This window comes from Halapricum salinum, assembly GCF_004799665.1.
In the GTDB taxonomy this organism is placed as follows: Archaea; Halobacteriota; Halobacteria; order Halobacteriales; family Haloarculaceae; genus Halapricum; species Halapricum salinum.
The window spans coordinates 1,547,267-1,562,551 of sequence record NZ_CP031310.1 but is presented as its reverse complement, the minus strand read 5'-3'; the positions used below and the strand labels follow the sequence as shown (position 1 = coordinate 1,562,551).

The window sequence follows — 15,285 nt, the reverse complement described above, 5'->3', positions numbered from 1 at the left end:
ACGGATGTACCGAGCCCGCCAGCGCGAGCGACGCGGTCTCTCGCCCGTCGTCGGGACGACGCTGTTGGTCGCGATCGTCGTCGTGCTGGTCTCACTGTCGGCCGTCCTCATCTTCGGAGCGACGGATACCAAGCCACCGGCACCGGAAGCCAGCCTCCAGCTCGAACCACTTGAAGGGAGCGACGATTACGTCCTCAGGATGCACTCTGGAGAGCGAATCGACGGCGACCAGCTCCGGATCCAGGGGATCGCCACTCCCGATGTCCTGGCCGGGAGCGAGCTCACAGCCGGGCGATCCGTCCGGGTCGACCCGAGCCGCGAAACGGTGCGGGTGGTCTGGTCCGAAGACGCGGCCGACGGCGTCACCTACACCCTCCAGACGTTCGACGTCGACCCCGGGACCGGCCGGTCGCCACTGTCCAACGGCGGCTTCCCCGACGGCGCCCTCTTCACCGGACGCGATGGCGATGTGATCCAGATCACTGGCGACGGTGGGACCGTGAGCACTCTCCTCGACGCCGGCACCGTCGAGGGGCTCGGTTCGCGGGGCGAAGACGTCAGCGGCGACGGCAACGCCGAACTACCGTTCGTCACCAGCAACGGGAACGTCAATGTCGTCGACGAGGACGGCGACGTCATCACGGTGGCTGACAGCAGCTCGATCCCGGGCAACGTCGCCCAGCAGAAGACGAGACTGGCGGTCACGAGCTGGCAGGGAAGCCCACCCGCGGTCTTTTTTGTCAACCAGAATCACGACACGATCTACCGGGCGACACCCTCGGGATCACCGACTGTAGTCGCGACACCGGGCGACGGCGCGCAGTCGATCGTCGGTACTGGCGACATCGACGGTGACGGGACCGACGAACTCGTCTTCGGCGACGCCAGTCAGACGCTCCGGTATCTCGAACCCGGCGGGAGCGTACGGACGACCGGCGTCTCGACGGGTTCGAACAACGGGATCGGAACCGGGACGCTCGCTGACTTCGACGGCGACGGCCAGACCCACGTCGCAGTCGTGGATGGCGGCAACGACATCCTGCTGGTCGACGACGGCGGCGGTGAGACGGTGACCAGTGGGGACGTCTCCGGGACGAGCGCGCCACAGGCCAAGAAGGCCCCGACCGCCGCGGCAGACGTCGACGGCGACGACCGGCCCGAGCTGGTGTACGTCGGCAACGCCAACGGTGATCTCAAATATCTCGACGACATCGGCGGGACGATCGAGATCGAGTTCCTCCGGAACCGGGACGGCGACAAGATCGACGGATCCGGTGAGACGGGCGTGAGTTAGGTCAAAAACAGCCCGGCACCGACCCCCGACAGGACGACGCCGACGCCGAGGCCAGCAATCGTGAGTCGACGCGAGAGCAGATCGCGATACTCCAGCACGAGGGTCGTCCCGAAGACGAACAGACCGGCCGCCAAGACCACCGGCGGCACGGGTGAAGTCTCCGTGTGGGGCTGCCCGGTCGTGTGCCCCAGTGCCGGCTGGACCGCGAGTATGAGTAGCACGATAGTGCTGAGTCGCCGCATAGAGCCCCGTTAGATACGCGTGAGAATGTGCGTGTCGATCTGGAGTCACAGAACGAACAGCAGTGCGATTCCAGCCAGGATCGCCAGCACACCGACGCCGACACCGAGATCGGCAAGCCATCGATCGAGCGCATCACGCGAGTCCAGGTAGACCGCAGTCCCGAGAACGAAGACGCCGGCCAGAAACATCACTGGCGGAAGAGGCGACGGTTCGTGGTGGGCCGTCTCAGTCGTGTGTGCGAGCGTCGGCTGAACGGCCACGACGAGCACCGAGAGGACACTGACTCGTCTCATGCAGTCGACTCGCGAGCGGCGTCCGGAACGATCAGATACGTAACGACGAGTCCGCCGAGCCCCGCCAGTGCGATCACGCCGGCCCACAGATGGACGCTCAGCGCCAGCGGCTCGGAGAGCACGTACCTGACGAGCAGCACGTACGAGCCGGCGAACGCGAGCGACACCGCCGCACCGAACACCCGCAACGGTGCTGCACGACCGGCACGAGGTGGGGCTACCTGAACGAGCACGTCGGCGACGACGCCGGCAGCGAGGGCCGCACCGACCAGGGGCAGATTCTGGGGATTCGGTGCGATCCCCATCAGGGCGGGACCGAGGAAGATCACCGTCAGCGACCCGGGAAAGAGATCGAAGCGTCGTGAGAGGGCGACCCCGACACCGACGAACAGCCCCGGATACACCATGAGCTGGGCGATTGCGAGCTGGTGGAACACGGTAAATCGCTCTGTCATGTTCGGATTCGCGATCGGGTTGAGAATCCCCGAAAACAGGCCGAACAGACCGAACGTGAACGCCCCAGACAGCACAGCTGCGAGCATCGCCTGGCGCGTCGGCTCACCGTCACGACGCCAGGCGGCCCGGAGTGGCGAGGACAAAAAGAGGATACCACCGACCGCCAGCATCAGATGGGTCGGACTCGTCAGAACTTCGGTCCCCTGTTCGAAGCCGAACGTGCTGTGCCAGACGTAGTCACCGACACCGCCGAATCCGAACACCAGAACGCCGAGGACGCCGACGCGATAGCCGACCGGAACAGCCGCGATCCAGTCAGCGCCAGCCGAGCGATTACCGACCGTCGCGAGTCCGATGACCCCCGCGATACCGAGAAACGCGCTGTAGAAGAGCGCGTGTTCTGGCGTGAAAAACCCCTCTTCGGCGAAACTGAGTCCCGAGGCGTGCGCTCGTGCGTCGAGTGCGATCCCCACCAGCAGGAGTATCGAGAGCGAAGCGACGGCCGAATCGAGCCGCCAGCCTTCGAGTCGCCCGAGACGGAACTGTGCAACGATCGATTCGTGCGACATGCTCGCGTGATCAACATCCGACAGTATGAACGTACCGATACCTGACACGATAGCTTCGCTTTCGGCCGCGAAATATGGAAAAGTGGCACGCCGTACCACCCCTGTTCTGTGGACGGCGTGTGATGGCCGACGGCGCGTCAGTACGCCTGGCGGCCGCGAGTGCTCTCAGTGATCCGTTCGGACAACGTCGAGACCGTTGTTGCGTTCGAGGTCACTGCGACCGCCGTCGGTCTCGCCGAAGTTACGCTGACTACTACTACTTGATCCGGCGAGGTCACCCTCGACGTTCTGGCTGGCGTCGAAGTCGACGTCGTCCGGATCCTCGATAGCCTGGCGCGACTTGTCGGCCTGCTTCTGGGTCGTCGGACCGAGCACCTGGGCGCTCTGGACGCCGGTCATGATCGCCATGACCCGCACCTTGCCCTTGTACTCTTCCTGGATCCGTGCGCCCCAGATGACGTTGGCGTCGGCTTCCAGCCGGTCGGTAATCTTCTCGGCGATGCCCTCGGCCTCCTTGAGTGTGAGGTCGGGGCCACCGGTGATGTGGACCAGTCCACCGGACGCACCGCGGTAGTCGACGTCCAGCAGCGGGTGGTTCATCGCGTCTTTGACCACCTCGTCGGACTTGTTCTTGTCCTGTGTCTCGCCGACCAACATTACGGCGACGCCACCCTTGTTCATGATGGCAGTCATGTCCGCGTAGTCCAGGTTGATGAGACTCGGCTGGGTGATGGTCTCGGAGATCCCTTTCACTGTTTCGGCGATGATCTGGTCCATCACCGAGAAGGCCTTCCCGATGGGAAGGTTCGGCACGTAGTCCAGCAGTCGATTGTTGTCGAGGACGATGATCGAGTCGGCCTCGTTGCGGAGGTTCTCGAGACCCTCCTCGGCCTTCACCGTGCGGGCGCGCTCGACGTTGAACGGCGTCGACACCATGCCGACGACGATGGCGCCCTGCTCTTTGGCGATCTTCGAGACGACGGGAGCCGCGCCTGTCCCCGTGCCGCCGCCCATCCCGGCGGTCACGAAGACGAGGTCTGCGTCGCCCAGTACCTCTTTGATCGTGCCCTGAGCCATCTCGGTGGCGCGCTCGCCCATACTGGGGTCGCCACCCGCACCGAGTCCGTTGGTCAGGGACTTGCCGACGAGGATCTTCGTGTCGGCTTCGATCATCTTGAGGTGCTGTTTGTCAGTGTTGATCGCGACAGTGTCGGCGCCATCGACGCCGATGTTGTAGAGTCTGTTGACGGTATTGTTGCCGGCGCCGCCCGCGCCGACAATGACGATCCGTGGGTCACCGAAACTATCGCCGTCGACGTCGTCCATCGATCGGTCTTCGGCTTCCTCGTGTTCGAGGGCTTCTTTGACGATATCTTGCATTGGTCTACACCTTCGCCCAGGTCCGGCGTTTTCGTTTCTCGGAGGGGCGCTCCTTGCCGGTGCCCTCTTCGTTGATCATCTCACGAACGGCCGAGCGAATCGCCTCGCTGCGATTGGGGTACTCCCCCGTCTCGACCATTCGTTCGACCTCTTCGATCTGCTGCTTCGGAATCCGTAGTGTCACACGCTCCATGTTTGTTCGTTCCCCTTTGGGTAAGACGGCGACGAACGCTCGTTCGCCAACTGTTTACACAGCGGAATCACACGACAGCGACGTTACCGTCGTCATCTACTCCGCCGTGTAAGACGGCCGTCTTACGCAACAAGTACCACAGACCATGGGATAATAAAGGTTAGGGTTAGCGTATGACAAATAGCCGTTTACGGAAGTATACGCCCCAAAACGCCCGTTTTCAGCATATTAGGTCTGATCGAGAACGTCAGCAGCGGGCGTCCGTCGGCCACAGCTGGGGCAGAAACCCCAGTCAGACCGGAGTTCGTCGCCACATTCACAGAAGACCCTGTGTGACGCTTTTTCGCCGCAATTCGGGCAGTAAACGTGGGATTCAGACAGGGTTTCGCCACATTGAGTACACGTGTTACGCGCCTCTTGCTCGTCGGTTTCGTCCCTGGCCGCGGTCGTCTTACGCTCCGAGGGGTCGTGTGACGCGTCTGTCGACGCAGTGTGAGACGCCTCGCGTTCGACCTCGGCGTCAGTCTCGGATTCGCCGTCGAGAGCGATGTTTACGTTGATATCCTGGGGTTGACGGGGCTGGACCATCCCGTCGAGACGATCGGCGATGATCGCGTCGACACGCTCAGTGACCAGCTCGTCGAGACTCTCGGCGTCGTCACTCCTCGTCATCGTGTCCGACCTCGACGGAGTGGCGGACGCGGACTCACCGAGATATTCGCGCAGAGCCTCACGCATGATTTCGCTCTTAGAGGCGTCGAACTCCTCTAATTGAGCAATGAGATCGTCGTCTGCGCGGAACGTGATCTTGCTCATCCGATTCGTCCTACACCTTGTCAGCCCTGGTATTTCAATCTTCCCGAGTGTCTGACGATCGTTAGCCAGTGTGACGACGCTAGTCAGACGGGTCGAACCCGATCTCCCACTGAAAGCTGCAGTTGGGGCACTCGATCTCGTAGGTATCAGACCGCAACAGGCGAGAGTTCACTTCGACGTGGAGTTCGTCGGCTCGGTCGGCACACGCGACGTGAAATCCCGTTTCACAGGCGCCACACGAGACCGACCGGCCACCAGTTGCGAGCTTGTTGCCACAGTACCGACACTCCCTGAGTGCCTGCTGCATCGTGCGAATATACTTCCTGGGCTAATATAATTATTATCCACAATAGATAGTGGAGAACCGGGAAACGAAAGAGGGGAGCGGAGCGAATAACAATCCTTAAGTCTGCCAGGCGGGCTACGTTCGAGTGCAACCGCCCTTAGCTCAGACTGGTAGAGCAGTCGACTGTAGATCGACTTGTCCCCCGTTCAAATCGGGGAGGGCGGACTTGTTCTGTCGGCGCAACGCGCCGACTGTCAAGTAGATCGCTCCCCGATTTGAGCCGGGAAGTCACAGCCCGCACAGCGTAGCGAGCAGGAATGTCTTCCTCAGTTCAAATCGGGGAGGGCGGATACTTCTCGCGGCGCTCACTTTCGAGCGCCGCGTGTGTATTCACGCCCGACACGATTTGAGCAGACGAGTCGCAGCCCTGGAACGGCGCGAAGCGCCGCACGCCCGGAACGTCTGTCATCTGTTCAAATCGGGGAGCGCGGACTGCTTTGTCGCGAACTGAGAGTCCCGGAAAAGCGAGCGGCGACGCTGTGGGCGATCTTCTGCGACCTGCGTGTGTTCAGTTCCGCGCGAGCGCGCCCGAACTATGCAGTCCGCGATCAGCATGCGCCGAACCCGCAGACTGAACCGCCGTGAACGGTCTGCCCCTTTTTTGTCTCGATAGGCCGTGTCACCTGGTGTGGTAACAGATGGGTGTCCTCGATCGGTCAAAGTGGTTCGCCAGGGGCAGTGACACCGAGTCCTATCCCTATCGGTGCATGTCCTGCCAGGCGGCCCTGCCAGTGCAATACCACTCCTGCCCGGAGTGTGGGAGCTACGATATCCGGGCGGCGAAATGGGTCGACGAGTAGCTCGCCACGAATTCTATCGCGTACTACGGTCGGTGTAATGATGGTCCAATTGACCGTCTGCCACCTCAGGTCGCGCTGAGAATGCCGTTTTACGACGACGGTGATTCCCGCTCCGATTCGTCCCCACTATAGCGATTTAAATACTCAATCTGATAGAAGAATCCGCAACACACATACGCAAACTGGTAGTTGTTGCGCAGATTATTGCGTGTTTTCTGATACGTGTCAGACAGAGGTGTGACGCACGAGTACAGGGGGTGGCTCGGCGTCGTTCGCCCAGAAAGTGTGGCAGGAAAAGTATTATTTAAACGCCACCCAGTCTACTAATCGGTATGGACCCCGACGCAGTGGACGCGCTGGTTAGCCACCCCTGTCAGGACCAGGCGTCAGATGTGTCGGAGAGTAATCGCGGAACATCGAGTCTGCGAATCGCTCGCGAGGGACCCGACGATCGGCTCCTGCTCGATTTCAGTTCGACGACGAACCCGGCGATTCCCACGGGGGCTGTCCAGGCCTACCAGAGTGCCTTCGCCGCGTCGCGTTCGTACCCCTCCGATTCGTACTGTGATTTCCGGATCGCGGCCGCCGAGTACGTCGGCTGTGAGCCCGAGCAGGTGATTCCAACTGGGGGTCGGATGGCCGCGCTTCGGCTGGCGATCGCGACGACGATCGGAACGGGAGACTCGGTCGCGCTCCCGAAGCCGGGTTTCCAGGGCTACGAGCGAGAGGTCGCTCTCCAGGGTGGCGAGCCGACGTTCGTCTCTCACTCGGAGATGCTGGACGTCGACCCATCGATTCACGACCTGGTGGTCGTGGACACGCCGAACAATCCGACCGGGCAGGCCTACGATCCGCGTGGACTCTCGGCGTTCGCTGATCGGTGTCAGCGAGCCGGGACGCCGCTTCTCGTCGACGAGGCGTTCCTGGGTTTCACCGATATTCCGTCGCTCGCAGGGAGAGATGGCGTCATCGTCACGCGGTCGCTGACCAACATCTTCGGGTTCCCGGGCCTCCGGATCGGGTTCGCCGTCGCGACTGGAACCTACCGCGATCGACTCGACGTCACGCGCCTGCCCTGGGGCGTGGGCGAGCCGGCCGTCTCGCTGGCGACCTACTGCCTCAATCAGCCGGAGTTCATCGAGGAGACGCGACAGCGAGTCGAGAGCGAACGCCAGCGGCTCGAAGACCACCTCGACGAGCACTTCGACATCTACCCCTCGGTTGCACCCTTCCTGTTGCTCGACGCCGGGTCGGGCGAGCGGGTGGACGAAGTGATCGATCACGCCCGCGAGGAAGGGATCGTCCTCAGAGACGCACGGGACTTCCGCGGGCTAGACGCACACATCCGGGTGTCGGTCAGGCTCCCCGACGAGAACGACCAGCTCATCGCGGCGCTCACGGAGTCGTGACCGGCGCGCTACAATTGCTCGAACTCACTGATGTTCTCGCGCCAGGAGTCGGGAATCGGCCGTGACTCGCGACTCGCGCGATCGAAGACGACGACCGTCGTCTCACCGGTCGCCAATACCGCACCGTCCTCACGGACTTCGTACTCGAGGAGGAAACTAGAGGTCCCGAGTTGGGGGACCCGAACTGCGACGGTGACGCTGTCGCTCGGGCCGAGTGAATCCTGGAAGTCCAGTTCGAGCGTTGCGAGGACGATCCCCAGTCCTTCGCCAGAGCCCGTGATATCAGCGTGCTCGCCGACGACGTGCGTGAGGTAGTCGACGCGAGCCTCTTCGAGAAACGTCGCGTAGACGGCGTTGTTGACGTGCCCGTACGTATCGAAGTCCGTGTAGCGGACGTCGACCGTCGTTTCGAACGTGAAACTCATTGTCTGTGTCTGCGGTCGTCGCGCGTTTAGGAATGTCGACAGACAGCAGGGACACAACCGCTTTGAGCGCGGAGGCCCGCTATCGGGGCATGGCACTGTCGGAGCTGGAGTGGCGATTTATCGGCGAGGAGAGCCGTCCCGGGGCCGTACAGATGGCGCTGGACGAAATCGCCGCCGAGACCGCCGCCGCTGGCGGGCCAGCCACAGTTCACGTCTATCGCTGGACGCCCGGCACGGTCTCGCTCGGCTACAGCCAGCCGCGGGACATCCTCGATCTCGACTTCTGTGAGCGGGCCGGGATCGACGTGACCCGCCGGCAGACCGGCGGCGGCACAATCTATCACGACGACTGGGGAGACATCTCCTACTCGATCGTCGCCCCCGCCGCGGAGCTTCCGGGCGACCTCATGGAGAGCTATCAACTGCTGTGTGAGCCACTCTTTTCGGCCTTCGCACAGTTGAGAGTCGACGCTCGATTCGTCGACGAAGAACGAGCAGCGGTCTTCGAGCCAGCTTGCTATCTCCGGGACCTCCATCCCGCCCACGACGTCGTCGGCCCGGACGGCCGCAAGCTGAGCGGCAACGCCCAGTATCGCCAGCGCGAGGCGGTCGTCCAGCACGGCTCGATCACCTTCGAGCGTGCGACGGACGCGCACCTGGGGATCTTCGCGGACTGCCCAGTGTCGGCCGCGGACTTCCGTGACCGTGTGGGGGCGATCACCGACTACGCGGACTGCTCCCGGGACGAGGCCGTGAGCGCGATCGAGGACGCGCTGCGGGAGTGGTCCGGCGCGGAAGCGGGTGGGTGGAGCGACGACGAGCTGGAGCGGGCGCAGGCACGCGCCCGCGAGAAGTTCGCCAACGAGACGTGGGTCGAGGGGCGACGTGATCCGACCTAGGCTGTGTCTCTGTCTGTGAATTTTCCAACGTGGCGCGCGCTGGCGAACCCACGTGGTGAGCCGACGCTGTGCGAGGGACGAACGCTCGAACGGAGTGAGAGCGTGAGTCGGTTGGGGAGGGTGTGGCTCGTTGTCGTGCCGTCGGGCGGGACTGAAAGGGGCCGGTCGCTGGAGGAAGACAGCCGACGCAAGCACCACAGGAGTGCAACGACGAGGAGCGAAGCGAGGTATCCGCGAGCGGAGCGAGCGGATAGCAGCGAGACGAGTGAAACGAAGTCTCGCCAGCCTCTCGACTCCAGCGACCGGGGGCTTTCTGGGACAACCCATCTACGAACACCCAGAAAGCCCCAGCTACAGACGACCACGCCCTCCCCAGCTGACTCACTCACTACGTTCGCTCGTCCCTCACACGAAATCGGCTCGACACGCTCACGGCTGCGCCGTTCGCATCGCGATCGCAAGCGACCGCACAAGTCTCGCCAGCGCGCGCCATCCACTAGTCACCATTCGATCGAGCAATCCCAGCGGCAGATTCAAAGACTCCCGAACCAACGACGCAGGTATGGAGAAAGCGCCCGGCGGGTCCTCGGTCGGCGTCGACGACCCGTACGCCCACGTCGAGCGCTGCGACCACGTCACCGACGAGGGCAAGTGCCGCTGGGCACGCGAGTGGGGCCACCACGACCCCGAGTTCGCCGACGCCCGCAGCGCCGACGACTTCCGCTGTCCGGCGGCTGACCCCGACGGCGAGTGGGGCTGGGCCGACTGCCCACACTTCCGCTCGACGACCGAGGGCAGATCGTGCATTCGCTGCGGCCTCGACGAACGCCGCCAGGCCCACGAGGACACCCGCCCACTCCTGGAGGAACACCACCTCTCCTACGCCGAGGCCAGCGGCCGGGGCGAGGGTCGCCCGAGCCACGAGATCACCGTCTCGCTCTGCCGGTGGTGTCACGCCAAAGTCCACAACTCCTGGGCGCGCGTCGACGACGACGCCAGCCCCGACCCCGAAGCGCTCGCCGAAGCCGAGACCCGCAAAGGCGAGGAACTCGACGAACTGGCCTTCGAGTCCGCCGCTGAACGCTACGGCGACGAGTGACGCTCCACACCGACAGCGAGGGGGTGACACCCAGGCTACCGGAGACTTTTCGCGCCAGCCACCCTCTCACAGAGTATGCCAGACGACCACCCCACCCACGTCGGTCACGTCCACCTCAAAGTACGGGACGTCGACCGCGCACTCGAGTTCTACACCGAGGTCCTGGGTCTCGACGTCACCGAACGCCACGGCCGCTACGCCTTCTGCTCGTGGGGCCAGCACCACCACGACGTCGCCCTCCAGGGCCTCGGCGCGGACGCACCCGCTCCCGGCCCCGGCGTCGGCATGTACCACGCCGCCTTCGAGGTCGACACTCCAGAGGCGTTACGAACTATTTTCGAGCGGTTGCAAGATCGCGGTATCCAGGTCAGCCCGGTCGATCACGGGATCAGCAAGGCACTCTACTTCGACGACCCTGCCGGTAACGGGCTGGAAGTCTATCTGGACACTCGCATGGAACGAGACCAACAAGCGTGGCAGGGTCGAAACGAGCCGTTCGATCCGACCGAGCTGTGACCGGCGCGGCCGAGCGACCTAGAGATAGCGATTGACGATACTCGTCACGCGATTCCTGAGTCCCTCGTCACCGGTGACAGTGCCGTCGGCGGCGACGACGTACTCCGTGCCGTACTTCTCGACGTAGAGTTCGGCCGCCTCCTCGTCGACCTCGACGGTAAAGCCGTTCTCTTCGAGGCGTTCACGGATGGTCTCGAACTCGGCGGGGACCTCGACCGCGTCGTCCCCGTCCACGTCCCCCTCGTCGGTGTCGGCCTCGACGAGTCGCCCCTCCGGGAAGCCGTAGTGGGGAACGTCGTGCTCCTGAACGCCCTCGTATAGCTCGTCGGGATCGTGGGCCGTCCACGCACCCCAGTGCTCGTCCAGATCGTCCACGAAACTGAGCAGCACCAGTTGCTCGTCGGGGTCGTAGTCGGGGTTCGATTCGGCTGTCGTGTAGGTCTCGCCGTCGGCCTCGTACTCCCAGTCGGCGATCGTCGTCCCCTCGGGTCGCCAGACGACCACTGCCTCGTCGGGGTCGGCGTCGTCGCCGTCGAAGACCCGCGTTCCTTCGTTCATTACGTAGTTCTGCACGACACGCACACTTTGTCTTTTCCAGTCACGCTCACCAGCGATCCAGCATCTCGCCGGCCTATTTCCACGAATATTTATCTCCAAGCCGTCTATCCCCCTCCAATGACTCACATCGACGTCATCGACAACCACGGCCAGTTCACCCATCTGGAGCAACGCGCGCTCCGCGACATGGGCGTGGACGTCGAGCTGATCGACAACGACACGCCACCCGAAGAGATCGACGCCGACGGGCTGGTCCTCTCCGGCGGACCGGACATCGACCGCATCGGCAACTGCCCGGAGTACCTCGATCTCGATATCCCCGTCTTCGGCATCTGTCTCGGCATGCAGATCATCGCCGACGAACGCGGCGGCCGGGTCGGTGGCGGCGAGTACGGCGGCTACGCCGACGTCACCGTCGAGATCCTCGACGACGAGGATCCGCTCGTGGGATCGCTCGCACCCGAGACGCGGGTGTGGGCCAGCCACGCCGACGAGGTCAAGGAGGTCCCCGAGGGCTTCGAACGCACGGCCAAAAGCGACGTCTGTGGCGTCGAAGCGATGTCGAACGTCGAGGACGGCCTCTACGGTGTCCAGTGGCACCCCGAGGTCGCCCACACCGAGCGCGGCGAGGAAGTCTTCGAGAACTTCATCGCGATCTGTGAAGAGAAGGCGGCTATGGCCGAGCAGTAGACCCAGTACGGATCTGTATATCGATCAAGAGGAGATACTGTAGTTTTATCCCGTCTCGCGGGCGTTGATAGAGCGATGACAGCTACGCAGGGCGACCTGGCGGCGCTGTCGCGGTTCGTCTTCAGGGCTCCGCGGTGGTACACGACGCTCGCGTTCGCACTCCTGATCGCGGCCGTCAGCGGCGTCGCCGCCTTCGACTCGGCGTTCGTGCTGGACGACGCCTGGCAGGGCGTGTTCTTCGTCGGGGTTCCCACCGTCGCTGCGAGTCTCCTGACCCCGATCTTCGACCAGCGACTCGGCGGGCAACTCACTTACAATCGCTCGTCGCTGCTGGCGCTGACCTGCGAACTCGTCGTCATCGGAATCCTGACGGCCGCAGCGACAGCCGTCCTCGTCACGCCGCTCGAACAGCCGTTCGTCTTCGACGCACTGCTGGTCGCGCTGGCGTCGATCTTCGCCTTTCGACTCCTGATCGTGATGGCGGTCTCCCGACACAGATTGGCCGTCGCGGCCATCCCCGCGAGCATCCAGACCGTTGCCGGCGCGGCGCTGCTGTTCGTCTACACCGGAACCCTCCGCTACTACCAGTTCGGCGGCGCGCTCGTCGACCGGCTCTTCTCGCGGGCTGACCACGCGAACCTCCCGATGAGCTTCGCACCGGAAGACTTCCTCCTACTCGGCGGCATGTGCGCCCTCTACGCCGGAGCCGTCTGGCTATTTTTAGTCGTCATCGACCGCCCCTGGCAGCGCAGTCTCGGCGTCAGCGTTCTCGATTTCATCCAGGGCTTCATCGGCCACGTCGCCGAAGGCACGCGCGAACTGGAGGACTTCTTCGAGGAGATTGGCGAGGACGCCGTCGTCCCCGTCACGGTCCTCTCGTTCCGTGACGCCAACGCTGGCGACGAAAAGGCTCGGTTCGTCCTCCCGATGATCCACCCCGGGCCGATGGGTGACATCGGCGGCGGCAACCTCCCCGAGCGCATCGCCAGCCACTCGGAAGGGCTGGCGTTCCCGCCGCACGCCACCGCCGGCCACGACTTCAACCTCGTCACCGAACGCGAGGTCGGCCGGATCGTCGACGCCGCCGACCGCGCCCACGAGCGGATCGACTACACCGCGAGCGCGACCCGCGGCCACCGCGTCGAATCCGGCGAGGCGACGCTGACCGGCCATGCCTTCGACTGCAACGCGCTGGCGGTCGCCACCTTCTCGCCGGGCTACGCCGACGACGTCGAGTACGGCGTCGGCCTCTCGGCGATCGCAGAGGCTCGCAACGGCCACATCGAGGACGTCCTGCTCGCGGACGCGCACAACTGCAACAACGGCCTCACCGGACCGGACCTGGGCCACGTCACGCCCGGCAGCCAGCGCTCGTTCGACCTCATCGAGGGAGCACGCGAACTCAGCGAGCGACTCGCCGACGCTCCCCGATCCGACCTCGCGCTCGGAACGGCCCACGATCCCACCTCCTGGAAACCCGAGGAAGGAATCGGTCCCCTGGGGATCCGGGTCGCCCTCCTCGACGTCGACGATCACACCACCGCCTACGTCCTCGTCGACGGCAACAACATGGAGCCCGGCCTCCGAGAGCGGATCGTCGAGGACGTCGGCGGGGCCGACCTCGTCGAAGTCCTGACTTCCGATACGCACGTGGTCAACACCATGGAAGCGGAAAATCAGGTCGGCGACGAGATTCCCGAAGACGACCTCCTGGCGATGATCGACGAGCTCGTCGACGACGCACGCGCCGACCTCGAACCCGTCGAGGCAGGCATGGCCACCGAGCGAGCCGAAGTGACCGTCTTCGGCAACGACCGCACCGAGACGCTCGCCTCGACCGCCAACGCCGTCGTCTCGCTCGGCGGTGCTCTGGCCGGCGCGTTCATCGTGGCCGTCCTTGCGGTCAGCGTCCTGTTGTTCTTCCTGACCTGAGGGACGCCGAACGATCGACGGCGGTTCCACTCTTCGTGTGGTCGTGGAAAACGCCAGAGAGGAGATTTGAACTCGTCGAGGCGTTCCGGGCGTACGACGCTTCGCGTCGGTCCGGGCTGCGACTCGCCTGCTCAAATCTCCGCTGTCGTTCGTCGACGCCGACGACTCGCTTCGCTCTTCGTGTGGCGTCGACAGAAGCGCCAGAGAGGAGATTTGAACTCCTGAGTCCTGACGGACAGTTGCTCTCGAAGCAACCGCCTTGGCCGGGCTAGGCTACTCTGGCTCATCCCCATCTACCTGCGAGCCGACTTTATCCGTTTCGATCCGGGACGGGGCTGGCAATACCTCTCATTCGATCCCGACACACCTAAGTCACGGCACTGAAACAGCCCGGAGTATGGACGTCGACGAAGCGAGTTCCGCCTGTGAATCCCTGCTCAGTGAGATCGAAGGCGCAGTCATCACCGACCGAGAGTTCCTCGAAACCGTCCTCCTCGGGGTCGTCGGCCGGGGCCACGTCCTGCTCGAAGACGTGCCCGGCACGGGCAAGACCCTGACTGCACGGATGTTCGCAAAGTCCCTTGGCCTGTCGTTTTCCCGAATCCAGTTCACGCCCGACCTCCTCCCGGCGGACGTGACCGGCACCCACATCTTCAACGAGAAGGATCGAACCTTCGAGTTCTCGAAAGGCCCGATCTTCGCCAACGTCGTCCTCGCAGACGAGATCAACCGCGCCCCGCCCAAGACCCAGTCGGCCCTGCTCGAAGCGATGGAAGAAGAGCAAGTCACCGTCGACGGCGACACCCACGAACTGCCCGATCCGTTCTTCGTCATCGCGACCCAGAACCCCGTCGAGATGGAGGGCACCTTCGAGTTACCCGAAGCGCAGGTCGACCGCTTCGCCATCAAGACCGCGATGGGCTACCCCGACGAAGAAGGCGAGTTCGAACTCCTGCGACGCCGTGCCGGCCGAACCGAACAGAGCCCCTCCGTCGAGAAAGTACTCGACTCCGAGGCCGTTCGGGCCCTCCGGACGACTCCGGAGTCGATCACCGTCGAGGAGGACGTCCTCGAATACATCGCGCGACTCTGCCGGCAGACCCGCCAACACCGTCACGTCGAAGTGGGGGTGTCGCCGCGCGGGACCCAGCGCCTGTTCGAGATGGCCCGCGCCCGCGCGACTATCGTCGGTCGGGAGTTCGTCACGCCCGACGACGTCAAACGCGTCGCCCAGCCCGGGATGGCCCACCGGCTCGTGCTCACGCCCGACGCCCGCGTCGAAGACATCCAGAAATCGTCGGTCGTCAGCGACGTCCTCGGCAGCGTCGAAGTGCCGACGGTCTAATTTTTCTTTCCAGCTTGCCGCC

17 protein-coding genes and 2 tRNA genes are annotated in these 15,285 nt (G+C 63.9%); 9 read left to right on the top strand and 10 right to left on the bottom strand.

The window, feature by feature from the left end:
- Nucleotides 1–4: 4 nt before the first annotated feature.
- Nucleotides 5–1,294, top strand: coding sequence for an FG-GAP repeat domain-containing protein (locus DV733_RS07945; RefSeq protein WP_049995206.1), 1,290 nt, complete (start codon nt 5–7; stop codon nt 1,292–1,294).
- Here the strand turns inward: DV733_RS07945 and DV733_RS07940 are convergent.
- The 7 genes from DV733_RS07940 to DV733_RS07910 all read right to left on the bottom strand — a co-directional run bounded on the left by DV733_RS07940 (nt 1,291) and on the right by DV733_RS07910 (nt 5,551).
- Nucleotides 1,291–1,536 carry a hypothetical protein gene (locus DV733_RS07940; RefSeq protein ID WP_049995207.1) on the bottom strand — a complete coding sequence of 82 codons (246 nt, stop codon included), beginning with the start codon at nt 1,534–1,536 and terminating at the stop codon, nt 1,291–1,293. The genes DV733_RS07945 and DV733_RS07940 overlap by 4 nt on opposite strands.
- Before the next feature lie 45 nt (nt 1,537–1,581).
- Nucleotides 1,582–1,830, bottom strand: a complete 249-nt coding sequence (locus DV733_RS07935; RefSeq protein WP_049995208.1) for a hypothetical protein — start codon at nt 1,828–1,830, stop codon at nt 1,582–1,584.
- On the bottom strand, nt 1,827–2,855 hold the full coding sequence (locus DV733_RS07930; RefSeq protein ID WP_049995209.1) for a hypothetical protein: 1,029 nt from the start codon (nt 2,853–2,855) through the stop codon (nt 1,827–1,829). Before DV733_RS07930 ends, DV733_RS07935 begins: the two co-directional genes overlap by 4 nt.
- A gap of 165 nt (nt 2,856–3,020) precedes the next feature.
- Entirely contained in the window at nt 3,021–4,235 is a 1,215-nt protein-coding gene (gene ftsZ, locus DV733_RS07925) for a cell division protein FtsZ (RefSeq protein WP_049995210.1), read from the bottom strand.
- A 4-nt stretch (nt 4,236–4,239) separates the two neighbouring features.
- Nucleotides 4,240–4,428, bottom strand: a complete 189-nt coding sequence (locus tag DV733_RS07920) for a ribbon-helix-helix domain-containing protein (RefSeq protein ID WP_049995211.1) — start codon at nt 4,426–4,428, stop codon at nt 4,240–4,242.
- A 228-nt stretch (nt 4,429–4,656) separates the two neighbouring features.
- Nucleotides 4,657–5,244, bottom strand: coding sequence for a double zinc ribbon domain-containing protein (locus tag DV733_RS07915; RefSeq protein ID WP_049995212.1), 588 nt, complete (start codon nt 5,242–5,244; stop codon nt 4,657–4,659).
- A gap of 79 nt (nt 5,245–5,323) precedes the next feature.
- Nucleotides 5,324–5,551, bottom strand: a complete 228-nt coding sequence (locus DV733_RS07910; protein WP_049995213.1) for a hypothetical protein — start codon at nt 5,549–5,551, stop codon at nt 5,324–5,326.
- A 130-nt stretch (nt 5,552–5,681) separates the two neighbouring features.
- On the opposite strand from DV733_RS07910, the gene DV733_RS07905 reads away from it, so the two are divergent.
- A tRNA-Tyr gene (locus DV733_RS07905) sits at nt 5,682–5,755 on the top strand.
- Between the two features lie 967 nt (nt 5,756–6,722).
- Nucleotides 6,723–7,799: a pyridoxal phosphate-dependent aminotransferase gene (locus DV733_RS07895; RefSeq protein ID WP_079979544.1), complete on the top strand. Its 1,077-nt coding sequence runs from the start codon at nt 6,723–6,725 to the stop codon at nt 7,797–7,799.
- Between the two features lie 8 nt (nt 7,800–7,807).
- On the opposite strand, the gene DV733_RS07890 is transcribed toward DV733_RS07895, so the two are convergent.
- Nucleotides 7,808–8,224 carry an acyl-CoA thioesterase gene (locus DV733_RS07890; protein WP_049995214.1) on the bottom strand — a complete coding sequence of 139 codons (417 nt, stop codon included), beginning with the start codon at nt 8,222–8,224 and terminating at the stop codon, nt 7,808–7,810.
- Between the two features lie 89 nt (nt 8,225–8,313).
- Between DV733_RS07890 and DV733_RS07885 the strand changes: the two genes are divergently transcribed.
- The 3 genes from DV733_RS07885 to DV733_RS07875 all read left to right on the top strand — a co-directional run bounded on the left by DV733_RS07885 (nt 8,314) and on the right by DV733_RS07875 (nt 10,738).
- Nucleotides 8,314–9,123 (top strand): lipoate--protein ligase family protein, encoded by an 810-nt coding sequence (locus tag DV733_RS07885; RefSeq protein WP_049995215.1) that lies wholly within the window; start codon nt 8,314–8,316, stop codon nt 9,121–9,123.
- 562 nt (nt 9,124–9,685) lie between these two features.
- A complete protein-coding gene (locus tag DV733_RS07880) occupies nt 9,686–10,222 on the top strand; it encodes a DUF7097 family protein (RefSeq protein ID WP_049995216.1) in 537 nt (178 codons plus the stop codon).
- Between the two features lie 75 nt (nt 10,223–10,297).
- A complete protein-coding gene (locus DV733_RS07875; protein WP_049995217.1) occupies nt 10,298–10,738 on the top strand; it encodes a VOC family protein in 441 nt (146 codons plus the stop codon).
- Nucleotides 10,739–10,756: 18 nt separating this feature from the next.
- On the opposite strand, the gene DV733_RS07870 is transcribed toward DV733_RS07875, so the two are convergent.
- Nucleotides 10,757–11,296: a hypothetical protein gene (locus DV733_RS07870; RefSeq protein WP_049995218.1), complete on the bottom strand. Its 540-nt coding sequence runs from the start codon at nt 11,294–11,296 to the stop codon at nt 10,757–10,759.
- Nucleotides 11,297–11,413: 117 nt separating this feature from the next.
- On the opposite strand from DV733_RS07870, the gene DV733_RS07865 reads away from it, so the two are divergent.
- Together DV733_RS07865 and DV733_RS07860 are read left to right on the top strand one after the other, a co-directional pair.
- Nucleotides 11,414–11,986: a GMP synthase subunit A gene (locus tag DV733_RS07865; RefSeq protein WP_049995219.1), complete on the top strand. Its 573-nt coding sequence runs from the start codon at nt 11,414–11,416 to the stop codon at nt 11,984–11,986.
- A gap of 75 nt (nt 11,987–12,061) precedes the next feature.
- Nucleotides 12,062–13,918 (top strand): DUF2070 family protein, encoded by a 1,857-nt coding sequence (locus DV733_RS07860; protein WP_049995220.1) that lies wholly within the window; start codon nt 12,062–12,064, stop codon nt 13,916–13,918.
- A gap of 198 nt (nt 13,919–14,116) precedes the next feature.
- Here the strand turns inward: DV733_RS07860 and DV733_RS07855 are convergent.
- Nucleotides 14,117–14,201, bottom strand: a tRNA-Ser gene (locus DV733_RS07855).
- A gap of 114 nt (nt 14,202–14,315) precedes the next feature.
- Here DV733_RS07855 and DV733_RS07850 point away from each other — a divergent pair.
- Nucleotides 14,316–15,263 (top strand): AAA family ATPase, encoded by a 948-nt coding sequence (locus tag DV733_RS07850; protein ID WP_049995221.1) that lies wholly within the window; start codon nt 14,316–14,318, stop codon nt 15,261–15,263.
- The last annotated feature ends 22 nt before the right edge of the window (nt 15,264–15,285 follow it).